Source organism: Sphingobacterium sp., from assembly GCF_039596235.1.
Taxonomy (GTDB): Bacteria; Bacteroidota; Bacteroidia; order Sphingobacteriales; family Sphingobacteriaceae; genus Sphingobacterium.
In genome coordinates, this window is sequence record NZ_JBCNKE010000001.1 from 596,356 (window position 1) to 615,217 (window position 18,862).

General features: G+C 46.0%; 13 protein-coding genes. 11 read left to right on the forward strand and 2 right to left on the reverse strand.

Annotated features, from left to right (window positions below):
* Positions 1 to 135: 135 nt before the first annotated feature.
* Positions 136 to 2,307 (forward strand): alpha-galactosidase, encoded by a 2,172-nt coding sequence (locus ABDW32_RS02510; protein WP_343559032.1) that lies wholly within the window; start codon positions 136 to 138, stop codon positions 2,305 to 2,307.
* A gap of 83 nt (positions 2,308 to 2,390) precedes the next feature.
* Here ABDW32_RS02510 and ABDW32_RS02515 read toward each other — a convergent pair whose 3' ends face one another.
* Positions 2,391 to 3,827 (reverse strand): alanine/glycine:cation symporter family protein, encoded by a 1,437-nt coding sequence (locus tag ABDW32_RS02515; RefSeq protein ID WP_343559033.1) that lies wholly within the window; start codon positions 3,825 to 3,827, stop codon positions 2,391 to 2,393.
* A gap of 392 nt (positions 3,828 to 4,219) precedes the next feature.
* On the opposite strand from ABDW32_RS02515, the gene ABDW32_RS02520 reads away from it, so the two are divergent.
* The 4 genes from ABDW32_RS02520 to ABDW32_RS02535 all read left to right on the forward strand — a co-directional run bounded on the left by ABDW32_RS02520 (position 4,220) and on the right by ABDW32_RS02535 (position 7,879).
* Complete coding sequence (locus ABDW32_RS02520; RefSeq protein WP_343559034.1) at positions 4,220 to 6,220, forward strand: BCCT family transporter; 2,001 nt, start codon at positions 4,220 to 4,222, stop codon at positions 6,218 to 6,220.
* 27 nt (positions 6,221 to 6,247) lie between these two features.
* Positions 6,248 to 6,580 carry a hypothetical protein gene (locus ABDW32_RS02525; protein WP_343559036.1) on the forward strand — a complete coding sequence of 111 codons (333 nt, stop codon included), beginning with the start codon at positions 6,248 to 6,250 and terminating at the stop codon, positions 6,578 to 6,580.
* A 65-nt stretch (positions 6,581 to 6,645) separates the two neighbouring features.
* Complete coding sequence (locus ABDW32_RS02530) at positions 6,646 to 6,855, forward strand: DUF4476 domain-containing protein (protein ID WP_343559663.1); 210 nt, start codon at positions 6,646 to 6,648, stop codon at positions 6,853 to 6,855.
* A 430-nt stretch (positions 6,856 to 7,285) separates the two neighbouring features.
* Entirely contained in the window at positions 7,286 to 7,879 is a 594-nt protein-coding gene (locus tag ABDW32_RS02535; RefSeq protein ID WP_343559038.1) for a YdeI/OmpD-associated family protein, read from the forward strand.
* Positions 7,880 to 7,940: 61 nt separating this feature from the next.
* Here ABDW32_RS02535 and ABDW32_RS02540 read toward each other — a convergent pair whose 3' ends face one another.
* Positions 7,941 to 8,687 (reverse strand): DinB family protein, encoded by a 747-nt coding sequence (locus ABDW32_RS02540; RefSeq protein WP_343559040.1) that lies wholly within the window; start codon positions 8,685 to 8,687, stop codon positions 7,941 to 7,943.
* 90 nt (positions 8,688 to 8,777) lie between these two features.
* Here ABDW32_RS02540 and ABDW32_RS02545 point away from each other — a divergent pair, with 90 nt between their 5' ends.
* The 6 genes from ABDW32_RS02545 to ABDW32_RS02570 all read left to right on the forward strand — a co-directional run bounded on the left by ABDW32_RS02545 (position 8,778) and on the right by ABDW32_RS02570 (position 18,842).
* The gene (locus ABDW32_RS02545; protein ID WP_343559041.1) at positions 8,778 to 9,350 is read left to right on the forward strand and encodes an RNA polymerase sigma-70 factor; all 573 of its coding nucleotides are present in this window, start codon (positions 8,778 to 8,780) and stop codon (positions 9,348 to 9,350) included.
* A gap of 63 nt (positions 9,351 to 9,413) precedes the next feature.
* Positions 9,414 to 10,550 carry a FecR domain-containing protein gene (locus tag ABDW32_RS02550; RefSeq protein WP_343559043.1) on the forward strand — a complete coding sequence of 379 codons (1,137 nt, stop codon included), beginning with the start codon at positions 9,414 to 9,416 and terminating at the stop codon, positions 10,548 to 10,550.
* 183 nt (positions 10,551 to 10,733) lie between these two features.
* A complete protein-coding gene (locus ABDW32_RS02555) occupies positions 10,734 to 14,198 on the forward strand; it encodes a TonB-dependent receptor (RefSeq protein ID WP_343559045.1) in 3,465 nt (1,154 codons plus the stop codon).
* 14 nt (positions 14,199 to 14,212) lie between these two features.
* Positions 14,213 to 15,703, forward strand: coding sequence for a RagB/SusD family nutrient uptake outer membrane protein (locus ABDW32_RS02560; RefSeq protein ID WP_343559046.1), 1,491 nt, complete (start codon positions 14,213 to 14,215; stop codon positions 15,701 to 15,703).
* Positions 15,704 to 15,789: 86 nt separating this feature from the next.
* Positions 15,790 to 17,232, forward strand: coding sequence for a DUF4832 domain-containing protein (locus ABDW32_RS02565; RefSeq protein WP_343559048.1), 1,443 nt, complete (start codon positions 15,790 to 15,792; stop codon positions 17,230 to 17,232).
* Between the two features lie 740 nt (positions 17,233 to 17,972).
* Positions 17,973 to 18,842 (forward strand): pirin family protein, encoded by an 870-nt coding sequence (locus ABDW32_RS02570; protein WP_343559049.1) that lies wholly within the window; start codon positions 17,973 to 17,975, stop codon positions 18,840 to 18,842.
* Positions 18,843 to 18,862: the final 20 nt, after the last annotated feature.

An 18,862-nucleotide genomic window follows, 5' to 3' on the forward strand; every position in this document is an offset into this window, starting at 1 on the left:
AATATCATGTCTGCTAACATTTTAAGCAATCGATTGCATTGCCTAAAATTTTCGCAAGTTTGATTAAATCTCCTATATTTCAGGGACTGAACTGTTTATAAACAAAGGGAAGCACCAATCACCTAAATACAGAACATGAGATTCAAGCTAATTATACTTGCACTGGCAATGATGGCCACGGAACATGGATTCGCACAGAAAAAAGAGCATAAAACGCAGGACTGGCTGATCAGTAATGCTGCACCGTATCAATCCCGTATCGCCCTTGCGGGGCAGGATATTGTCCTGGACAATGGCCTCGTGCGCCGTTCCTTTCGGATCAGCCCCAATGCCTTCTGCTATGATTATACCAACCTGACCACGGGTCAGCAACTGATTCGTGCCGTACAGCCCGAAGCGCAGTTGCAGCTCAACGGCAAGTGGTATAATGTCGGCGGTGTAGACGGACAGAAGGAGCGGGCTTACCTACGGCCGGAATGGATGCCGAGCTTTACGGCCAATGCCAACGATTTTAGTTATGTCAGACATGAGATCGCTGAACTGGATCCCTTATTGCCCTGGAAAGGGGATAAATGGTGGTCTACACACAAGGCTGCGGGCAAAGGGAAGGTGCTGACCTTTACCTATGCTGCTCCGGCCAACGTGGCATTGAATGGGGTCGAGGTCAAGGTGCATTATGCCATTTACGACGGTATTCCCTTGATCAGCAAATGGGTAACGGTGCAGAACAACAGCAAGCAGACCCTGCAGATCAACCAGGTGATCAACGAAAAACTGGCCTTGGTCGAAGAGGAAAGTGCCGTAGTGGGCTCGGTCGAAGAGATGAAGAAACAGCATGGCCTGTACGTCGAAAGCAATTTTGCTTTCAACAATGCGATGCGGTATCATTTGAGTGATCAATCCTTACACTGGAAAGCTGATTCTAGCTATACCTCACAAGTGAATTACGACTTAAAAACGCCGGCAATTCTGGAGGTGTATCCGACAGTGGGGGTAGGCATCAAACTGGCCGCTGCGGAAAACTTCAGTTCCATCCGCTCCTGGGAACTGCTGATGGATAGTTACGACCGGGAGCGCCGTGGCCTGGCCATCCGAAAGATGTATCGGACTATTGCGCCTTGGACTACCGCCAATCCGATCTTTATGCACCTGGTCAGCAAAAAAGACGAACAGGTGTACAGCGCCATAGACCAGTGTGCGGCCACAGGCTATGAAGCCCTGATCCTTAGCTTCGGCAGCCATGTCAATATGGAAGATACAACAGCGACGAACCTCGCCGCGCTGAAAAAGCTGGCGGATTATGCGCACAGCAAAAATATTAAAATAGGGGCTTATTCCCTGTTCAGCTCCCGCAAGATCAGCGAACAAGACGATATCATCAATCCCAAAACTGGAAAGACGGGGGGCACATTTTTTGAAAATGCACCTTGTTTCGGTTCCAACTGGGGGATAGGTTATGCGCAACGGATCAAGACCTTCTTTGAAAAAACGGGATTTGATATCTGGGAAAATGACGGCCCCTTTCCGGGGGATCAATGTGCCTCAACAAACCATCCTGGCCACCATGGCCTGGAAGATAGCCAATGGGTACAGTTTAACATGCAAAAACAACTTTACCATTGGCTGAATGCCCGCGGCGTATATATCAACTCCCCGGACTGGTATTTTCTGGATGGTTCCAACAAGACCGGAATCGGCTACCGGGAGGTCAACTTTTCATTGCCCCGTGAGAACCAGCGTATCCTCAACAGGCAGAATATCTATGATGCGCTCTGGGAACAGAACCCGTCCATGGGTTGGGGATTTGTACCCTTAACAGCCTATCAGGGTGGGGGAAAAGAAGCGGTACTGGAACCCTTGCATGAGCATCGGGAGGACTACAAACAACTGATGATGCAATATTATGGCGCTGGTGTGCAGGCCTGTTACCGCGGGCCGCGCCTCTATGATACGGAGCAGACCAAGCAGACGGTGATTGAGGTAATTCAATGGTATAAAAAGTACCGTAGCATCCTCAACGCTGACCTGATCCACCTACGTCGTGCGGATGGCCGCGACTGGGATGGCTTCTTGCATGTGAATGCCTCGGAGAAGGGGATCAAGGGATTGGGTATGCTGTTTAACCCGTTGAAAACGGCCATCACACGGACCATTGAACTACCGCTTTACTACACGGGCCTAAGTGCTCATGCCAAAATCACCTGGGACGACAAGACCGTAAAAACAGCGTCTTTGGATCATCGCGCTAAAACAACGATCACCCTGACCATCCCGGCCGAGAGTTACCGCTGGTTTACCGTGGAATAGATTAAGCCTACGGGATAAAAATTCCTGCTTTGATGTTGGTTGTATCAGGGAGTGACGACCTTATTGTCGTTCCCTGATATGCTTCAATCTTGTTTCTTGGACCAGAGCTCCATATCGGGAAATTTATATATTGAGTTGTCAAATACGGGGTCCTGCTTGGCTTTCTGTTGGTCGCGGTAATCTGCATATAAGACTAATACCTTTTTGTGCAAGAGTATAATCGCTATTAAGTTGAGCCAAGCCATCAGGCCCACACCGATATCGCCCAGGGTCCAGGCGGTTTTGGCGGTACTGATACAACCGATATAGACGGAAACTAAAATAAGGATGCGCAACAACCAGATCAAGGCGGTCTTGTGTACTTTCTTGCGGCTGACAAAGCTAATATTGGTCTCGGCGATGTAGTAATAAGCCATAATCGTTGTAAAAGCAAAGAAGGCCAGGGCCAAAGCGACAAAAGCCTTGCCAATGGAAGGGAAGTGATGGGAGACGGCCTGTTGGGTAAATCCTGGGCCCATTTCTGTCGCTGGTAGATGCTGGACGAGAAATCCGCCTGCGGGGTTTTCTACGTTATACTGTCCGGTGAATAGGATCATGAGTGCGGTGGCAGTACAGACAAACATCGTATCGACGTAGACTGAAAAGCCCTGTACCAGGCCCTGTTTAAGCGGGTGGGTCACTTCAGCTGCGGCCGCAGCGTGGGGTGCCGTCCCTTGTCCGGCCTCATTGCTATAGATACCCCGTTTGACTCCCCAGGAAATGGCCATCCCGGCAACAGCGCCGAAGGTAGCCTCCATATTGAATGCTGCCTTAAAAATGAGGGCAAAAACAGCGGGGATCTGTGTGAAGTTGAGTCCAATAATTACCAAAGCCATCAGGATGTAAGCGCCTGCCATAAACGGTACTACATATTCGGCAACGGTGCTGATACGCTTCACCCCGCCGATAATAATAATGGCCAGCAAAGCGGCAATAGCCATACCGGTAACACTTGGCGAGAGCTCAAAGGCTGATGTCATCGCCGAACTGATGCTATTGCTCTGGACGCCGGGCAGCAAAAATCCGGTACTGATAATGGTCGCGATCGCGAAGGTCCAGGCAAAAGCCGGCGACCGCAGACCTTTGAGGATATAGAAAGCTGGCCCGCCCCGATATTCGCCATCATTTACTTCCTTGTACATCTGTCCGAGTGTAGCCTCGACAATGGCGGAGGCACTGCCCAAAAATGCAATCATCCACATCCAGAATATGGCTCCCGGACCGCCCATGGCGATCGCTGTGGCGACACCAGCAATATTGCCCGTGCCTACACGCCCCGAGATGGCCAGCGAAAAAGCCTGAAATGAGGATATCCCTTTGTCAGAACTACTCCCATTGAAAAGCAGACGCAGCATTTCACGCAGCTGTGTCAGTTGGGGGAACCGAAGTCGAATCGTAAAATAGATTCCGGTCAATAGACAGAGGTAGATGAGTGCATCACTCCAGATGATGTTATAAATTTTGTCGATCAGATTTTCCATTAGTTATAATTGAAACCCATAGGCCAGCTAAAAATAGTTAAAACTATTCAGGCCTCCCCAAATAATACATAGATTATATTGATAGGATCGTTTGTATGTATCTATTGTCTCTATAGTGTTGGTTTAACCGGAATGGCGTATGTTTAATTTCATGTTTTCAAGAACAATTATGGGGATTTGGTTGTTGAAAATGTAAAGAAAAGGGTTGTTGTTTGAAGAATGGTTAATATTTGACTATATTATGCCCCTTACTTTACATTTTTAATAAAATATTAGTGCTACGAACAATTTAGAATGACGTAGGAGGCAATATAAATCGTTAAAAATCACAAACGGAGGTTTATACTTTTAATCACCGTTTATTTTATTTATATATATAAAATTTAGTTATCTTGTTTAAATCGACTTTTAAAAAAGGCATTGTTATACCCAGTCTGATCTTTATCATCGGGATCTGCCTGCTATCGGTATTTCTACCGACATTGACCGTACATATTTTAGATACCGTTAAGGAATTTATTTTCGTTAATTTCAATTGGGTCTACGTATGGGGGGTGACATTGTTTGTTATTTTTCTGGTCTATCTGATGTTCAGCAAGTTTGGCAATACCAAACTGGGGAGCAACGATAGTAAGCCCGAATATTCGTTCTTTTCCTGGATCTCGATGTTGTTTGCTGCCGGGATGGGGATCGGATTGATGTATTTCAGCGTGGCCGAACCCATGCAGCATTATTCGACCGAAGTATTCGCTTCAAATCATTATATCAACCGGGCAAAGAATGCGCAGCTCTATACCTTCTTCCACTGGGGCATACATGCCTGGGCCATCTACGGGGTGGTGGGATTGGCACTTTCGTATTTTGCCTACCGCTACAGGCTGCCCCTTTCCCTGCGCAGCTGTTTTTATCCGCTGCTGAAAAACAGGATCAATGGAAAATGGGGGAACGCCATTGACGTGTTTGCACTGTGCAGTACGTTTTTTGGTATTACGACAACGCTGGGCTTTGGTGTTGTTCAGGTCAATGCGGGCTTACAGACCTTGGGTGTCGTTCCCGAAAGTAGCTTCACTTACCAGATCATTATTGTGGGTGTCCTGACTTCGCTTTCCATCCTGTCGGCAACCTCAGGGGTAGACAAGGGGGTGAAGTTATTGAGCAAAATCAACATCATTACAGTAATTGTGCTGTTATTGTTCGTGCTGCTGCTGGGCCCTACATTTTACCTGATCGGTAGTTTCACGGAAGGGATCGGAAACTATATCAATAATTTTTTCAGCCTGACATTTGACACCCACGTCTATGACGAAGCTACCTTACCCTGGTTCTATAGCTGGACAATCCTGTATTGGGCCTGGTGGATCTCCTGGTCTCCCTACGTGGGACTATTTATCGCAAAAATTTCCAAAGGCCGGACCATACGCGAGTTTGTCGCGGCAGTACTGATCATTCCGACATTGTTCAATTTTATATGGATGTCTGTGTTTGGGAATAGTGCCATCTGGTTTGACATTAACATCGCCAAAGGGGCACTGAGTCTCCTGGCGGACAATCCCGATGCACTGATGTTTAAATTTTTGGATTATCTGCCCGGGTCAGAGCTGGTCAGCTACCTGGTGATCTTGATCATCATCATCTTTTTTGTGACCTCAGCAGATTCAGGAATATTTGTGATGAACAGTATTGCAACCAAGAACGCCGAAAAGTCACCAAAATGGCAGATGATCTTTTGGGGTGCGCTGCTGGCCATTCTCGCGCTGATGTTGTTGAATACAGGTGGATTGCAGGCCTTGCAGACCATGACACTTATTACGGCTTTACCGTTCTCTGTTATCATGCTGCTCTTTTGCGTCAGCTTGTTCAAAGCCCTGGTGATCGACCGGAGTTATTACGAACGCGACTTTTCAGTCAGCACGGTACCCTGGTCGGGCGAGTTTTGGAAAGACAGGTTAAAACAGATTGTTTCGTTCAAAAGCCGGGAGTCTGTCGATCAGTTTATCGAGACTACGGTTGGGAGCGCCTTCGGAGAATTGCAGGCTGAATTTAAACAGAACGACATTGAAGCCAAAATAAAACGGTTGGATAACCCCAAAAGGATAGAAATAGAAATCCGCCACGACGTAGTCAACAATTTTATATACGGGGTCAAAAACCAGGTCAAAGTCGTATCGGATTACCTGCTGGAGGAGGAAAACCTGCCGGATCTGCAGGATAAGAAGACCTATTTCCCGAAATCGTATTTTGGTGATGCCCGGGAGGGATATGACGTGCAGTACTTTACGAAAAATGAGCTGATCAGTGATGTGCTCAAACACTATGAACGCTTTCTGGAAATTATTTCGGAAGAGAAAAATGAAATGTTCATCAGCAGCAATGCGAATAAGAAAATGAGTTGATTTATATTATTTACTGATACAGGAATTATGAATTGGAAGAATTTCGCCCTTTTGATATTGGCTTCTTTTCTATTTGCTAGCTGTAGCGAAAAGCCAAAGATCCATTTTGTTGACAAAGATGGTCATATTCATCTATTGACGCGTGAGGGTGAGCGCACAGCAATGGGCTTACAGAAAATCATTGCACATGGCATTGATACGATCGTAACAATAGATGAGAGCGGTCGGCAGAAGATCTGGACAGCTTCAGATGTCGACAGTATTGATACGACCAAAATTCAATATTATCTAAAAAGAAGAAACGGGGACAATATAAATATATATACACCTTTGGAGGAGACTGATAACAGCTTTAAATAGTGCTGCTGGTGGGATACGCTATGCAGCATATGACTGATTAAATAAATTTATTAAAAAATAACCTCATCTTTTCTGAGACAACGCTCCGTGTCGAACAGATCAGTGAAATCATGAAACGTTTTCAATGGGATGAGGGAAAACTGAAAGTCGCCAAGGCAGCATACGGAAATTGTTCGGACAAAAGAAATTATTCAACATTGAGCGGAAACTTCACTTTTCTCAGTAACAAAAATGAGCTGCTTGATTTTATAGAAAAGCAGCAAAGAATGAAGTAAAATTCGTCCCAAAGGCATACAGGAGCCCGGCTTAAATGGTCGGGCTCTTATTGTATAAGCGCATGAATCCCTCCCAGGGAATCCGGACGAATTTTAGATGATTTTGGGATGGGCTCCAAACAGCACCCAGCGAAGCACATGTTTTTTATTGCTCAGTTGTTCAAAGCTAAAAATATTGAAATAAATAATCGTTAGCATTTGCTTGTCTATCCAGTAGATCATTTTTTTGTACAAATAAAATCATAGCGATCAGTGTCGTGACAGCGCAATTCGGTAGAAATATTTCGTGCTGACAGCCTGTTGTCTTATGTTTTATTAATTTTATATGTCAGTAGTTGGAAAGTTCGGCGCTGACGATGCGGTAAAATGCTTCGTAAATGGAATTATAAGGATAACCCGTCAAGGTCTGGAAATAACAAATGAACCAAAAATGAGCAACATACAACAGGTAAAAGAAGTGCGATCCATCCGTATCCATACAGCGGAGGAGTGGCGGCAGTGGCTGCTGGACCATCATCTGATCGAGCAGTCGGTATGGATCATCTGTAACACAAAGGGTTCGGGGCAGCCAGCTGTAGCCTGGAGTGAACTGGTGGATGAGGCATTGTGTTTCGGCTGGATCGACAGTACGAGAAAAACAATTCAGCAGGGTTCATTTAAACAGCTATTCAGCAGGCGCAAACCGCGCGGAACCTGGTCCAAGGTCAATAAGGATAAAATAGAAAAGCTTATTGCCAGCGGAAAAATGACGACCGCGGGACTGGAGGTCATTCGGATCGCACAGGAAAACGGCTCCTGGTCCATTCTCGACAGCGTGGAAGAACTACTTATTCCTGAAGATCTGGACAGTGCATTGAAGAGCCATCCTGGCGCTGCGGCTTATTTTGATGGGCTGAGCAGGTCGGTGAAAAAGATGCTATTGCAATGGATCGTGATGGCCAAGCGCCCCGAAACCCGAAATAAACGCATAACGGAAATTGCCGAACAGGCTGCTCTAAAGATGAAACCAAAGCAATTCCGTTAATAGCAGAGGATCGATGAAATTCACGCAATGTGCGGAGGAGCGTAATAGGTATAATGGATCGCTAGATGTCCAAATGCTGCATTTTGAGGAATTTAATTGTGATACCCATCTGTCCGAGGTGGTACATGTCATGGTGAATTAAACCGGTCACCAGGTAGTTATAATCATGTGGAAAGGAGCTGTCTGCATGAGGATAGGGGGTGTGCAGGAAGGAATCATCTTTTCCCTCCAGAAAAGAAATTATATCTTGTTGTGTTGCGTGAAAATCCTGTAATAGATTTTCCCAGCCCCGTTGTCTTAAGTCATCATTCGTTCGCCAGTTTGCCGCATCGCTCATTTCAAGCCCCCTTCGGTTTCCTTTTAGGCGGCTCAGCACTTCTCTGCGCCACTCGATCAAATGTGAGGTTAGCTCTGCTATACTGTGCATTTCGGCAATCGGCCGTTCAAAAGCTGTTGTTCCATCGACCTGCGATAGTTTCTTTTCAAAATTTTCGTCGATCCACAGGTCGGCGCTTTCGACATCCTTTAACTGCTGAATACGGTCTTTGATCAAAATATCATCCATAATTACCAGTTTTGGTTCTTCTTGTGCTAAAGGAACAGTTGCTGGATAGCAATTGTTTGTTTTTGCGTAGCGGAATTTTTGATTATCTGCGAAGGAACTTCTGAGAATAAATAGCGGGAGGGACAGTTCCTTAGCCGCTTCACGAAGCCTAGTCTTGTCGCCTCGGATGGCGTGCAGGGAATAAATAGAGCAAACGATTGCGTTTAAAAACTTGTTGTATTTACTGATATTTCTGCTTAACATCGTAATACGAATTTTTTTTATAGGAGCTTTTTACAGCAAATAGCTTGCTTTTTAGCATTTAACCGCCGCTCCTTCCTAAATGAATGATAGATGATGAACCAAAATGACAGGGCAGATCTTGACTTGGTTGAAAAACTGAAATCTGGAGATACTTCAGCATTTAGGGCCATATACGCCAAGTATGTGGATAGGCTATTTATATATGGCCTTAACATCATTAAAGAAGAGGCGGAATGTACCGATGTCATCCAGGATACTTTTGTCTGGCTGTGGGAGAATCGGGAAGAACTGACTATTTCGCACCTCAGAAGTTACCTCTATGCAGCTGTAAAATATAAATTGACCCGTAAAATATCCAGCAGTCGTAGACGCGAAGAAATCCTCAGTCAGCATACAGCGAAGGACGAGGCTGTAGCGGATGAACTTCTGGCCTTAAAGGAATTGCAGGCCGTTATCCACGATTTTATACGGACATTGCCCCCGAAAGCCAAGGAGGTGTTTATCATGAGCCGCGAAGATTACCTGCCCCATCAGGATATTGCCCGGCAGCTCGGAATTTCCGAACATACCGTCCGCAACCATCTGGCCGTATCGCTCAAAAAATTAAGGGTTTACCTTTCTAAAAACTTTTATTGGCTATTTTTTTTATTTTTTTTTCATTGAGACTAGTACATGGCCCCAGCTTATGTCTCTTAGCTATATAGCACAAGGGAAAACTGGAACGCAATGGAAGAAAAAACAAAAGCATGGTTGCTTATATTGAAACGTATTGAAGAGGGTACCGCATCTGCGGAGGATCTGCAGCAATACAATCGCTGGTGTGATTCCATGCAGGCAGAGCAGGCTATGGAGCACCCAGTCCATATGGATCCAGTCCTTAAAGACCGCATGCTCGAAGATATTACCCAAAAAACATTCCCTAGAAAAAGAGCTGTTTTACGTCGGATCCCTGTGCTGGCCTCAGTCGCGGCTTCTTTGTTCTGTGTGGTCGCCACCGCCCTATGGTTTTATCAAAAGGATAACCTGAACCCGAAAACAACGGAGCTTGTCGGTCAGGTCAATCCGCCGGCAATATCGGATGGTGCCGTTCTGATCCTGGACAATGGTGAGCAAATCAATCTGGAAAAACAGGGGAATGGTCAGATTGACCTCAATGCAAACAGTAAGGTTTCCAAAAATAGTGATAGCTCTTTGGTCTATAATGCCAATGGCAATGCCAATAGCAGCAGTCCGCTGTTCAATACCTTAATGACTGCACGGGGGCATCAGTACCAATTGACCTTGGCCGACGGTACGAAAGTGTGGCTCAATGCTTCGTCTTCACTGCGCTTTCCGGTTAGTTTTTCGGGACAAAAGGAGCGACGGGTCCTGTTGGAAGGGGAAGGTTATTTTGAAGTGGCCAAAAATCCCGCGCTTCCATTTATCGTGGTCACGGACAAGCAGGAAATCAAAGTGCTGGGGACCCATTTCAATGTCAAAAGTGATAAAGGGGCTGCGAGCAGTGCTACTACGCTGCTCGAAGGGTCGGTGCTGGTCAATAATGCAATAAAATTGCTGCCAGGTGAACAGCTGCTTGCCTCAAGTACAGGCGTCAGCAAACGAAAAGTAAATGTCGAAGATGCAATCGCCTGGAAGAATGGCTATTTCAACTTTGATGGCAGACAGATCACCGAGATCATGGACGAGCTTTCCCGTTGGTATGATCTTGATATCCGCTATAAAGGCAGTATACCAAAAGATAAGGTCGATGCAACAATTTCCAGACGCAAATCCGTCGATGAAGTCTTCGAACTGCTTGAGCTGACGGGACTGGCGACATTTAGCAGAAATGGACGCACAATAACCGTCACACAGACAAAATAGTAAGTAACACAATCCTAAAATAAAAATTATGATACAACAATTACCATTCGGCAATACCTCCTGAAAAGGCCATAAAAGAGGGGAAAAGGCGTGAAAGTGTTGCAACCACCTCCACGCTGTACTATTAAATAACTGGGCGCCGATAATCGTGGATTATCCGGAACCACAAACATGCTTAAATTTATGAATTTTAATCAACAAGCACAAAACCTGTGCCGCTGGACTATGCCTTCGAGCGTGAAAAAAGTAGTTCCAGCCTTTTTACTGCTCTTCAGCAGTCAGCTCGATGTGACGGCCAGTGCACAACGGATATCACTTAGTTTAAATAAATCCAGCTTTAGGGAAGCTGTTGAAGCGATCAAGAAACAGAGCGGCTATGAACTTGTCCTGGTGCAGAGCCATCTGGGGGATACCCATCCTGTTTCCATTAATCTTCAAAATAAAAGCCTACGGGAAAGCCTGGAAGCACTGACAAAAGATCAGCCTGTGGGTTATGAAATCAAAGGCAATACCATCGTATTGAACCGTAAGAAGCAGACCGCAGCCAAGGCTGAACAGAATCAGCAGCTGGAAACCATCAAAGGTAAAATTACCGATCCCAGTGGAGCTCCGCTCAATGGTGTTACGGTCAAAGTAAAAGGCACAAATAAGGTGACGCAAACAGATAATAGCGGTAATTTCAGTATTGAGGCCAAAAATGGTGCAATGTTGGTCATCAGCTCAATTGGATTTGCTACCGTTGAAGTTGCGGGCAATACGCAATCAGCACTGAACATCAGCCTGAAGAAAGAAGATAATGCCTTAAATGAGGTCGTTGTGGTGGGCTATGGTACCCAAAAGCGAAAAAGCCTGACGGGTTCGGTGGCTTCGGTCAAAATGAGCGATGTGAACAATGCAACGAACACCAACTTTGCACAGGGGCTGGCTGGCCGGGCAGCCGGGGTAAATGTGGTGCAGACTTCGGGACAACCCGGGGCTGGAGTTTCGGTGCAGATCCGGAGCAACGCTTCCTTTGCTTCAATGGGGCCGCTGTATATCGTTGATGGTGTAATCGTCAACGACGATGCCGGCGAGCCAACGACCAATACCCGATATGGCTCGGGTGGGGTAAACCGTTCGCCACTGAATTTTATCAATCCAAATGATATCGAAAACATTGATATCCTCAAAGATGCCAGTGCGACAGCGATTTATGGCGCCCGCGCGGCAGGAGGTGTGGTCCTGATCACCACAAAAAAGGGAAAACAGGGCCTGCCGACGATTCAGTATGATTTTAGCCATGCCATTCAGAAATCCTTAAAATACTATGATATTCTGGGAACAAAGGATTATATGTTAGAACGTAACAAGATCCTACGGGAAAAATGGATGCTGGACAATAAGATCGGCCCCTACGGTAATGTGGATCCCGGATCGGTTTCTCCCTTTGTTCCCAAATATACTCAGGAGCAAATCGATAAGCAGCAGGTCAATCCGAGTGCCATTGATGCGATCATGCGCACAGGAAAAACGCAACAGCATAACCTCTCGATGTCGGGAACAAGCAACAAGACCAGTTACTACATTTCTGGCAACTACCTAAACCAGGAAGGGGTGCTCCGCAATTCGGACTACAGCCGTTATTCCGGCAAATTTAACCTGGATCAGGGGATCGGCGAGAATATTAAAGTTGGTATCAATGTGATCGGTACCGGTTCAAAGGCCAATAACGGTAGCATGGGTGATGGCGTATATGAAAACTCGGGCATGATCGGTGCCGCTTTCTATTATCCACCGACAATGCCTTTTCAGGATGAAAAAGGCAATTACCCGATCAATCCGGACTATCAGAATACCCCCAATCCGCTATCTTTCCTGACGATCACCGATCTGACCAATACCAATCGCTGGCTGACTTCAGCCTATGCCGAATGGAAAGTGTTTGATGGGCTGACAGCCAAGGCAAGTTTCAGTTACGATAAGAGTACAGCCAAGCGGAGTTTATATTATCCACGTACATTCCTGTATGGTGCACGTGCCGAAGGGCAGGCCGGTGTGTTTGAAACGAATGCTTCATCCAAATTACGTGAATATACCCTGAACTATGCGAAGGACATCGGTAAGGGACATCTGACCGCTTTATTGGGGCATTCGTATCAGATTTCGGAAAGAGATGGACTGGATGTCGGTAATGATCATTTCCCGACCGATAATTTCCTTTATTATAACATTGGTTTGGGCACTGCACAGCGTCCTTTCGTCGGCAGCTCTAAAGCACCGAATCGGATTTGGAAATCCTATTTTGCGCGGGTAGTCTATGAATATGACGGCAAGTATATCCTCTCGGGAACGGTGCGTAAAGATGGAGCATCCCATTTTGCGGCGAATAAAAAATGGGGTACATTCCCTGGCGTATCAGCAGCTTGGGTGGCGTCAGAAGAAGAGTTTATTAAAGCCGTTCCTGCGATCAGCTTTTTAAAACTACGTGCCGGCTACGGTGCTGTGGGGAACTCGGCAATCGGGGGCAGTGCATTCGCATATTATGAAAATCAATTCCCTTATGTAATTGGAAATGTTAATCTACCGGGTGTTGGCCCAGTTCAGCTGGCGAATCCAGACTTGACATGGGAAACGCAAACTGAATTTAACCTCGGCTTGGACTTTGGTTTTGTGAATGGACGGGTAAGCGGTAGTTTCGATTATTTCAACCGCCAGTTTACGGATCTGTTGAGTAAAATCACCTTACCCATGGACAACCCTGTGACTAGACCAGCTTATATTAATGCGGGCAAAACCAGAAGCCAGGGTTGGGAAGTAAACCTACAGACCAAAAATATTGTCCGGCAAGATGGTTTTAACTGGAATACCACAATTAACTTCTCGCACTATAAAAATTATTGGGTCAACCGTGCACCGGCGGCATTGCAGACGCTACCGCGCTACGAGCCGGAGAAAGGAAACTTTAATGCACAGTATGGTTACCTGTCTGATGGAATCTATAATCCCGCAAATATGTCGGCGCCAAGCTGGATGCCGGGTATCCTGCCAGGGGAAATTATCATTAAGGATGTCAATGGCTATGATGACAATGGCAATCTGACCGGAAAACCGGATGGGAAGCTCTCGACAGCTGATATGGTGTTATTACATACCAATAACGATCCAACTGGGAATGGTCAGCCTGTGCCAAACTATAGCTTCGGGATGAACAATCAGTTTACCTACAAAAACTTTGATCTCTCGGTCTATATGTACGGGTTAATCCAGAAAAAGACTAACCGCGACTATTCCAATAATTCGGATGTATATGCCAAATTAGGTGCCTATGGCTGGAATGTACTTTCCATTGCAAAGGATCGTTGGGCCTATGATAATATGAACGGAACCATGCCAACGGGCTTAAATGGAAGCTATAGCAACTACGCGGGCAGTTCGGACTTTTGGTTGGAAAACGGTAATTTCCTGCGTGTTCGCGATATCACATTGGGCTATCGCCTGCCGATGTCCCTGTTGCAGCGGCAGAAGACGGTTAAAAACGTCCGGGTATACCTGAATGTTCAGAATCCATTTATTATCACAAATTACAAAGGCGTAGATCCAGAATTACAGAACTTATATGCTTATCCAATGACCAAGTCGTTTACGGTAGGTGCAAGTGTTGGATTTTAATGTAGACCAATATCATGATAAAGAGAAGAAATTATATAAAACTAATGGCTGCCTTTATGGTAGCCGGAACACTTTTATCCTGCGAAAAGTCGTTGGAGGAAGTCACCTATGATAAATTTAGTGAGTCAAATTTTTATAAAACGAAAGAAGACGCTAAATTGGCCGTTACGGCAGTATATGCGCCATTGAATCCGGATGGTTATAGTATCTGGGGCGTCGGTTTGGGGGGGCTTGTACCGCAGTCAAGTGCCACAACGGATGAACTGATCTGCTCCTGGGGCTGGCCGGGCTGGCCGATGTTCAACAACCTGAACCTATCGGAAACATTTCCCGGGGATGCACTATTTGTATTTTATAAGAACCTGATGCCAGCAATCTCAAATGGGACGGTCGTGATAGACCGGCTTTCGGGTATGAGTTTTGATGACAAGGCAAAACAGACTTATATCGGCGAGGTGAAAGCCCTTCGGGCCCATTATTCCTGGATTTTGTACAGTTACTATGGTCCGGTGCCTATCCGGGTAGATGCTGCGGCAATAGGTGATCCAAATACAGCATCGATCCCGCGGCCTTCAAAAGCTGAAATGGTCGCACAGATCGAAAAGGACTACAAAGAAGCGCTGGAGGTTTTGCCCCTGGCTAGTGCATTGCCAGCTTCGGACTATGGACGCTTCACCAAAGATGCCTGTATGATGGGGCTAATCAAATTGTATATGCAGGAAAAAAGATGGGATGATGTAATCAAATATGCGCGGGAGCTGCAAAAGCTGGGGCATTCACTCAAATCCAATTACGCCGATATCTTTACCATGGAAAATAACGGGGACAACAAAGAAGTGATCTTTGCAATACCTACGCGTATGGATGCAAACAGTTCCAATATGTGGCTGGCACACGCCCTGCCGGGGAATTATGCTGATCCGAGTGGAAAGGCGCTCACACAATGGGGCGGCTATAAAATGCCTTGGAAAACCTATGATAAATTTGAAAAGGATGATAAACGCAAGCAGCGTCTATTGACCAAGTGGACCACGAGCAGCGGAGAGAGTTATGACGCAAGGGCCAAAGGGGAAATTGGGGCGATTCCGATGAAATATGGTATCGATCCAAATGCAACGGGCGAGAAACATGGTGTCAACACAGTGGTATGGCGCTATGCGGATGTATTACTGTCCCTTGCCGAAGCCATCAATGAAGTGTCGGGACCGACCCAGGAAGCCTATGACCTGGTTAAAACGGTACGTGAACGGGCAGGTCTTAAGGGCTGGGAACAAAACCTCACGAAGGAGCAGTTCCGCAAAAAACTGATGGACGAAAGACTGTTCGAGTTTTGGTGTGAAGGTGGTATTCGTCGCGAAGATCTGATCCGTTGGGGAACCTATATTGAACGCGCCAAAGCAGATGGCTCACAATTCGCCAAACCTGAGTTTGTGCTCTGGCCTATACCACGCCAGGCAATCAATGAAAGTAAAGGTGTCATCAAACAGAATCCGGGCTATAATTAATCAGCACAGAAATTAGGGGATTTATCCTTGCAACGTGCCAATTTCAGTTCCTGAATATTGGCACGTTGTCTTTAAACGAATAGAAGATGAAAAAAATAATACTTAATCGGGTACTTTTTCTGGGGATCGCTTTGTTGTTTTCGCAGCTGGGAGCCTATGGGCAGATCGTCGATTACAAAAAGGAGGGGATCGTCCGGGTATTGCCCAAAGAAATTGATAGTGTACTGGACAATCCGGGTATTGGTTTTATGACCTTTCAGCGATTTAACGGCGACAGCCTGAATCGCGGGAATACCTGGACGGAAGGCAAGCCGATCGAATATCAGGGCGCTGTAAAGAGCCTCAAAAATAAAGATTACCCCAATACAACCATCGCCTATTTTCGGTTGTACTGGCGTTTTCTAGAACCCGGGCAAGGGCAATTTAACTGGTCGCTGATCGACGAGGCACTTAGGACGGCACATCAGCGGGGGCAGACTTTATTGTTGCGTATTGCACCCTATGGAGAAGGGGACAGCAAAGGCAATGATGTGCCCGATTGGTACCGGGTCATGGTCGGCAAGAAAAATGAATGGTTTGTTGATTCTGCAGGCTGGCGGGTGGATCCCGAAGATGCCCGATATGCTAAATATTTTGGCCGGATGATCAGTCAGCTTGCCCAGCGCTACGACGGTCACCCGGATTTGGAGGCTGTCGATTTATCCATTGTGGGATTCTGGGGGGAAGGCCGGGGGACGGTAGAGCTTTCGAAACTGACCCGGGAGAGTCTCGTGGATGCCTATACCGACAATTTTGTGCAGACTCCGCTCATCGCGCTATTGACAGACCGGAAAACCCAACAGTATATGCTGTCCAGGCGCCCTGTGGGATGGCGTATAGACTGTCTGGGGGATCTGGGTGGATTTGATGATAACTGGTCTCACATGTACGATTATTACCCACAGGGGATTGTCGGTTTTGGGATGCAGGATGCCTGGCAGAAGGCACCCGTCAGCCTCGAAGTCTGTTGGGTAATGCAAAAATGGAAAGATGAGGGCTGGGATATTGACTATATCATCGATCAGTCATTGAAATGGCATATTTCCAGCTTCAATGCCAAATCCTCTGCTGTTCCCAAGGAATGGTGGCCACATGTCAACAGCTGGCTCAATAAAATGGGCTACCGCTATGTCCTAAAAAAAATGACCTATCCAAAAGAGATTGGACGGGGGCAGAAAATGAATTTTACCTCCTGGTGGGAAAATAAAGGTGTGGCACCGATCTATAAAAAGCAATTTGCACTGGCCATTCGATTAAAGAACGAACAGGGGACAGTGACGAAAATCACGGATGCTGATCTAAGGTCCTGGCTGCCGGGTGATATCCTATATGATAATGCAATCTTTATTCCCTATGATCTCAAGCCCGGTGCCTATTCGCTTGAGGTGGCTGTCATTGACCGTAATACCGGACAGGCCGGGGTAAAGCTGGCTATTACCGGACGAAGCCCTGATGGATGGTATCCAATGGGAAAGATTGAGGTGTTATAATGTGATACGAAGCCCTGATGGATGGTATCCAATGGGAAAGATTGAGGTGTTATAATGTGATACGAAGATCTGATGGATGGTATCCCATGGGAAGGATTGAGGTGTTGTAATGTGATACGAACATCTGATGGATGGTTCCCATGGAAAGGATTGGGGATTATGGAACGATCAAAACACATTCTACAAGCAGGAATTCAGATGTCCTTATTTATAGCTGAAGCCTCTGGATCAGACTGAACGCGTGGATGGTCAGGAAATTAGGGGGGATTCGAGCAGGTTGAGATCGGTAATAAAGATTCCTATGCAGTCAGCTATGCATAGCGGATGAGCGTGTAAAAATTGGGTGCTTGCTGCTGTCTATTTTTTTATTGTTACACTTTGTTGGTTAATTAGTTGTGGTCTTTATTTCAATTAAAAATATAGTATAAAAAACAGGTGGTTATAACCAATGGTTATGCTTGTTTTTTGATTGATCTAACAAAGGTTCGTATGGCCTTGTCCCGGTTTTTGATGTGGTGATGGCAGGGTATAAAAGACCTTAGCGGGAGCCGGTGATCAATACTTAATCTACATTAACTTTTTACCTTAAACTAGCTTATTGGATTGTGCCTCCTTTCTGATGTAAATTTGACTATGCAAAATCGGATAACGGTAAAGCAAGCAAGCAAGCAAGCAAGCAAGCAAGCAAGCAAGCAGAATATATTCGATAATGTATTGATCTAAAAGATAGGAGTACTAAAATGAAAAAATCAATTGAAAAAATCTTCCCTCGTCCTGCACAACCAGGTATGGTAGGTGATGGATTCCGTGTATACAATATGGTTCCCGGTAACGGGATCAGCAAAAGAAGGATGAGTCCTTTCCTCTTGTTGGATTTCAATGCGGAATTTGATTTTGGTCCATCGGATCATATCCGTGGGGTAGATGTTCATCCGCACAAAGGTTTTGAAACGGTGACAATTGCCTATAAGGGTAGTGTGGCGCATCACGACAGTTCGGGCAATAGCGGGGTGATCAATCCCGGAGATGTCCAATGGATGACCGCTGGATCGGGTATATTGCATAAAGAGTATCATGAGGAGAATTTCTCCAGGGCCGGTGGTCCCTTTGAAATGGTACAGCTCTGGGTCAATTTGCCTGCCAAAGATAAGTCTACAGCCCCGCATTATCAGGGGATCACAGCAGAGCAAATGGGCAAAGTACAGCTGCCCGACGGAGCTGGGCTAGTCAATGTCATTGCCGGTGTGTTCCAGGATACAAAAGGGCCGGCCGAGACCTATACCGCCGTGAATCTCTTTGATATCAAATTGGAAAAGGGACATCAGACGACATTTCATGTTCCGCAACATCACAATGCTGGCCTGCTGGTGGTCAATGGAGAAGCTGAAGTAAATGGTCAGTTGGCCAATGAACATAGTTTTGTGTTATTTGAAAACGATGGTGATGAGATCGTGATCAAAGCCAATGAGCAAGCCGTCTTGCTGTTTATGAGCGGAGAACCTATTGACGAACCTATCGTGAGTTATGGTCCTTTCGTGATGAATACACAAGAGGAGATCTATCAGGCTTTTGAAGATTTTCAGGCTGGTAAATTCGGTACGCTTGACTAATCATTCATGGTCATAGTGAT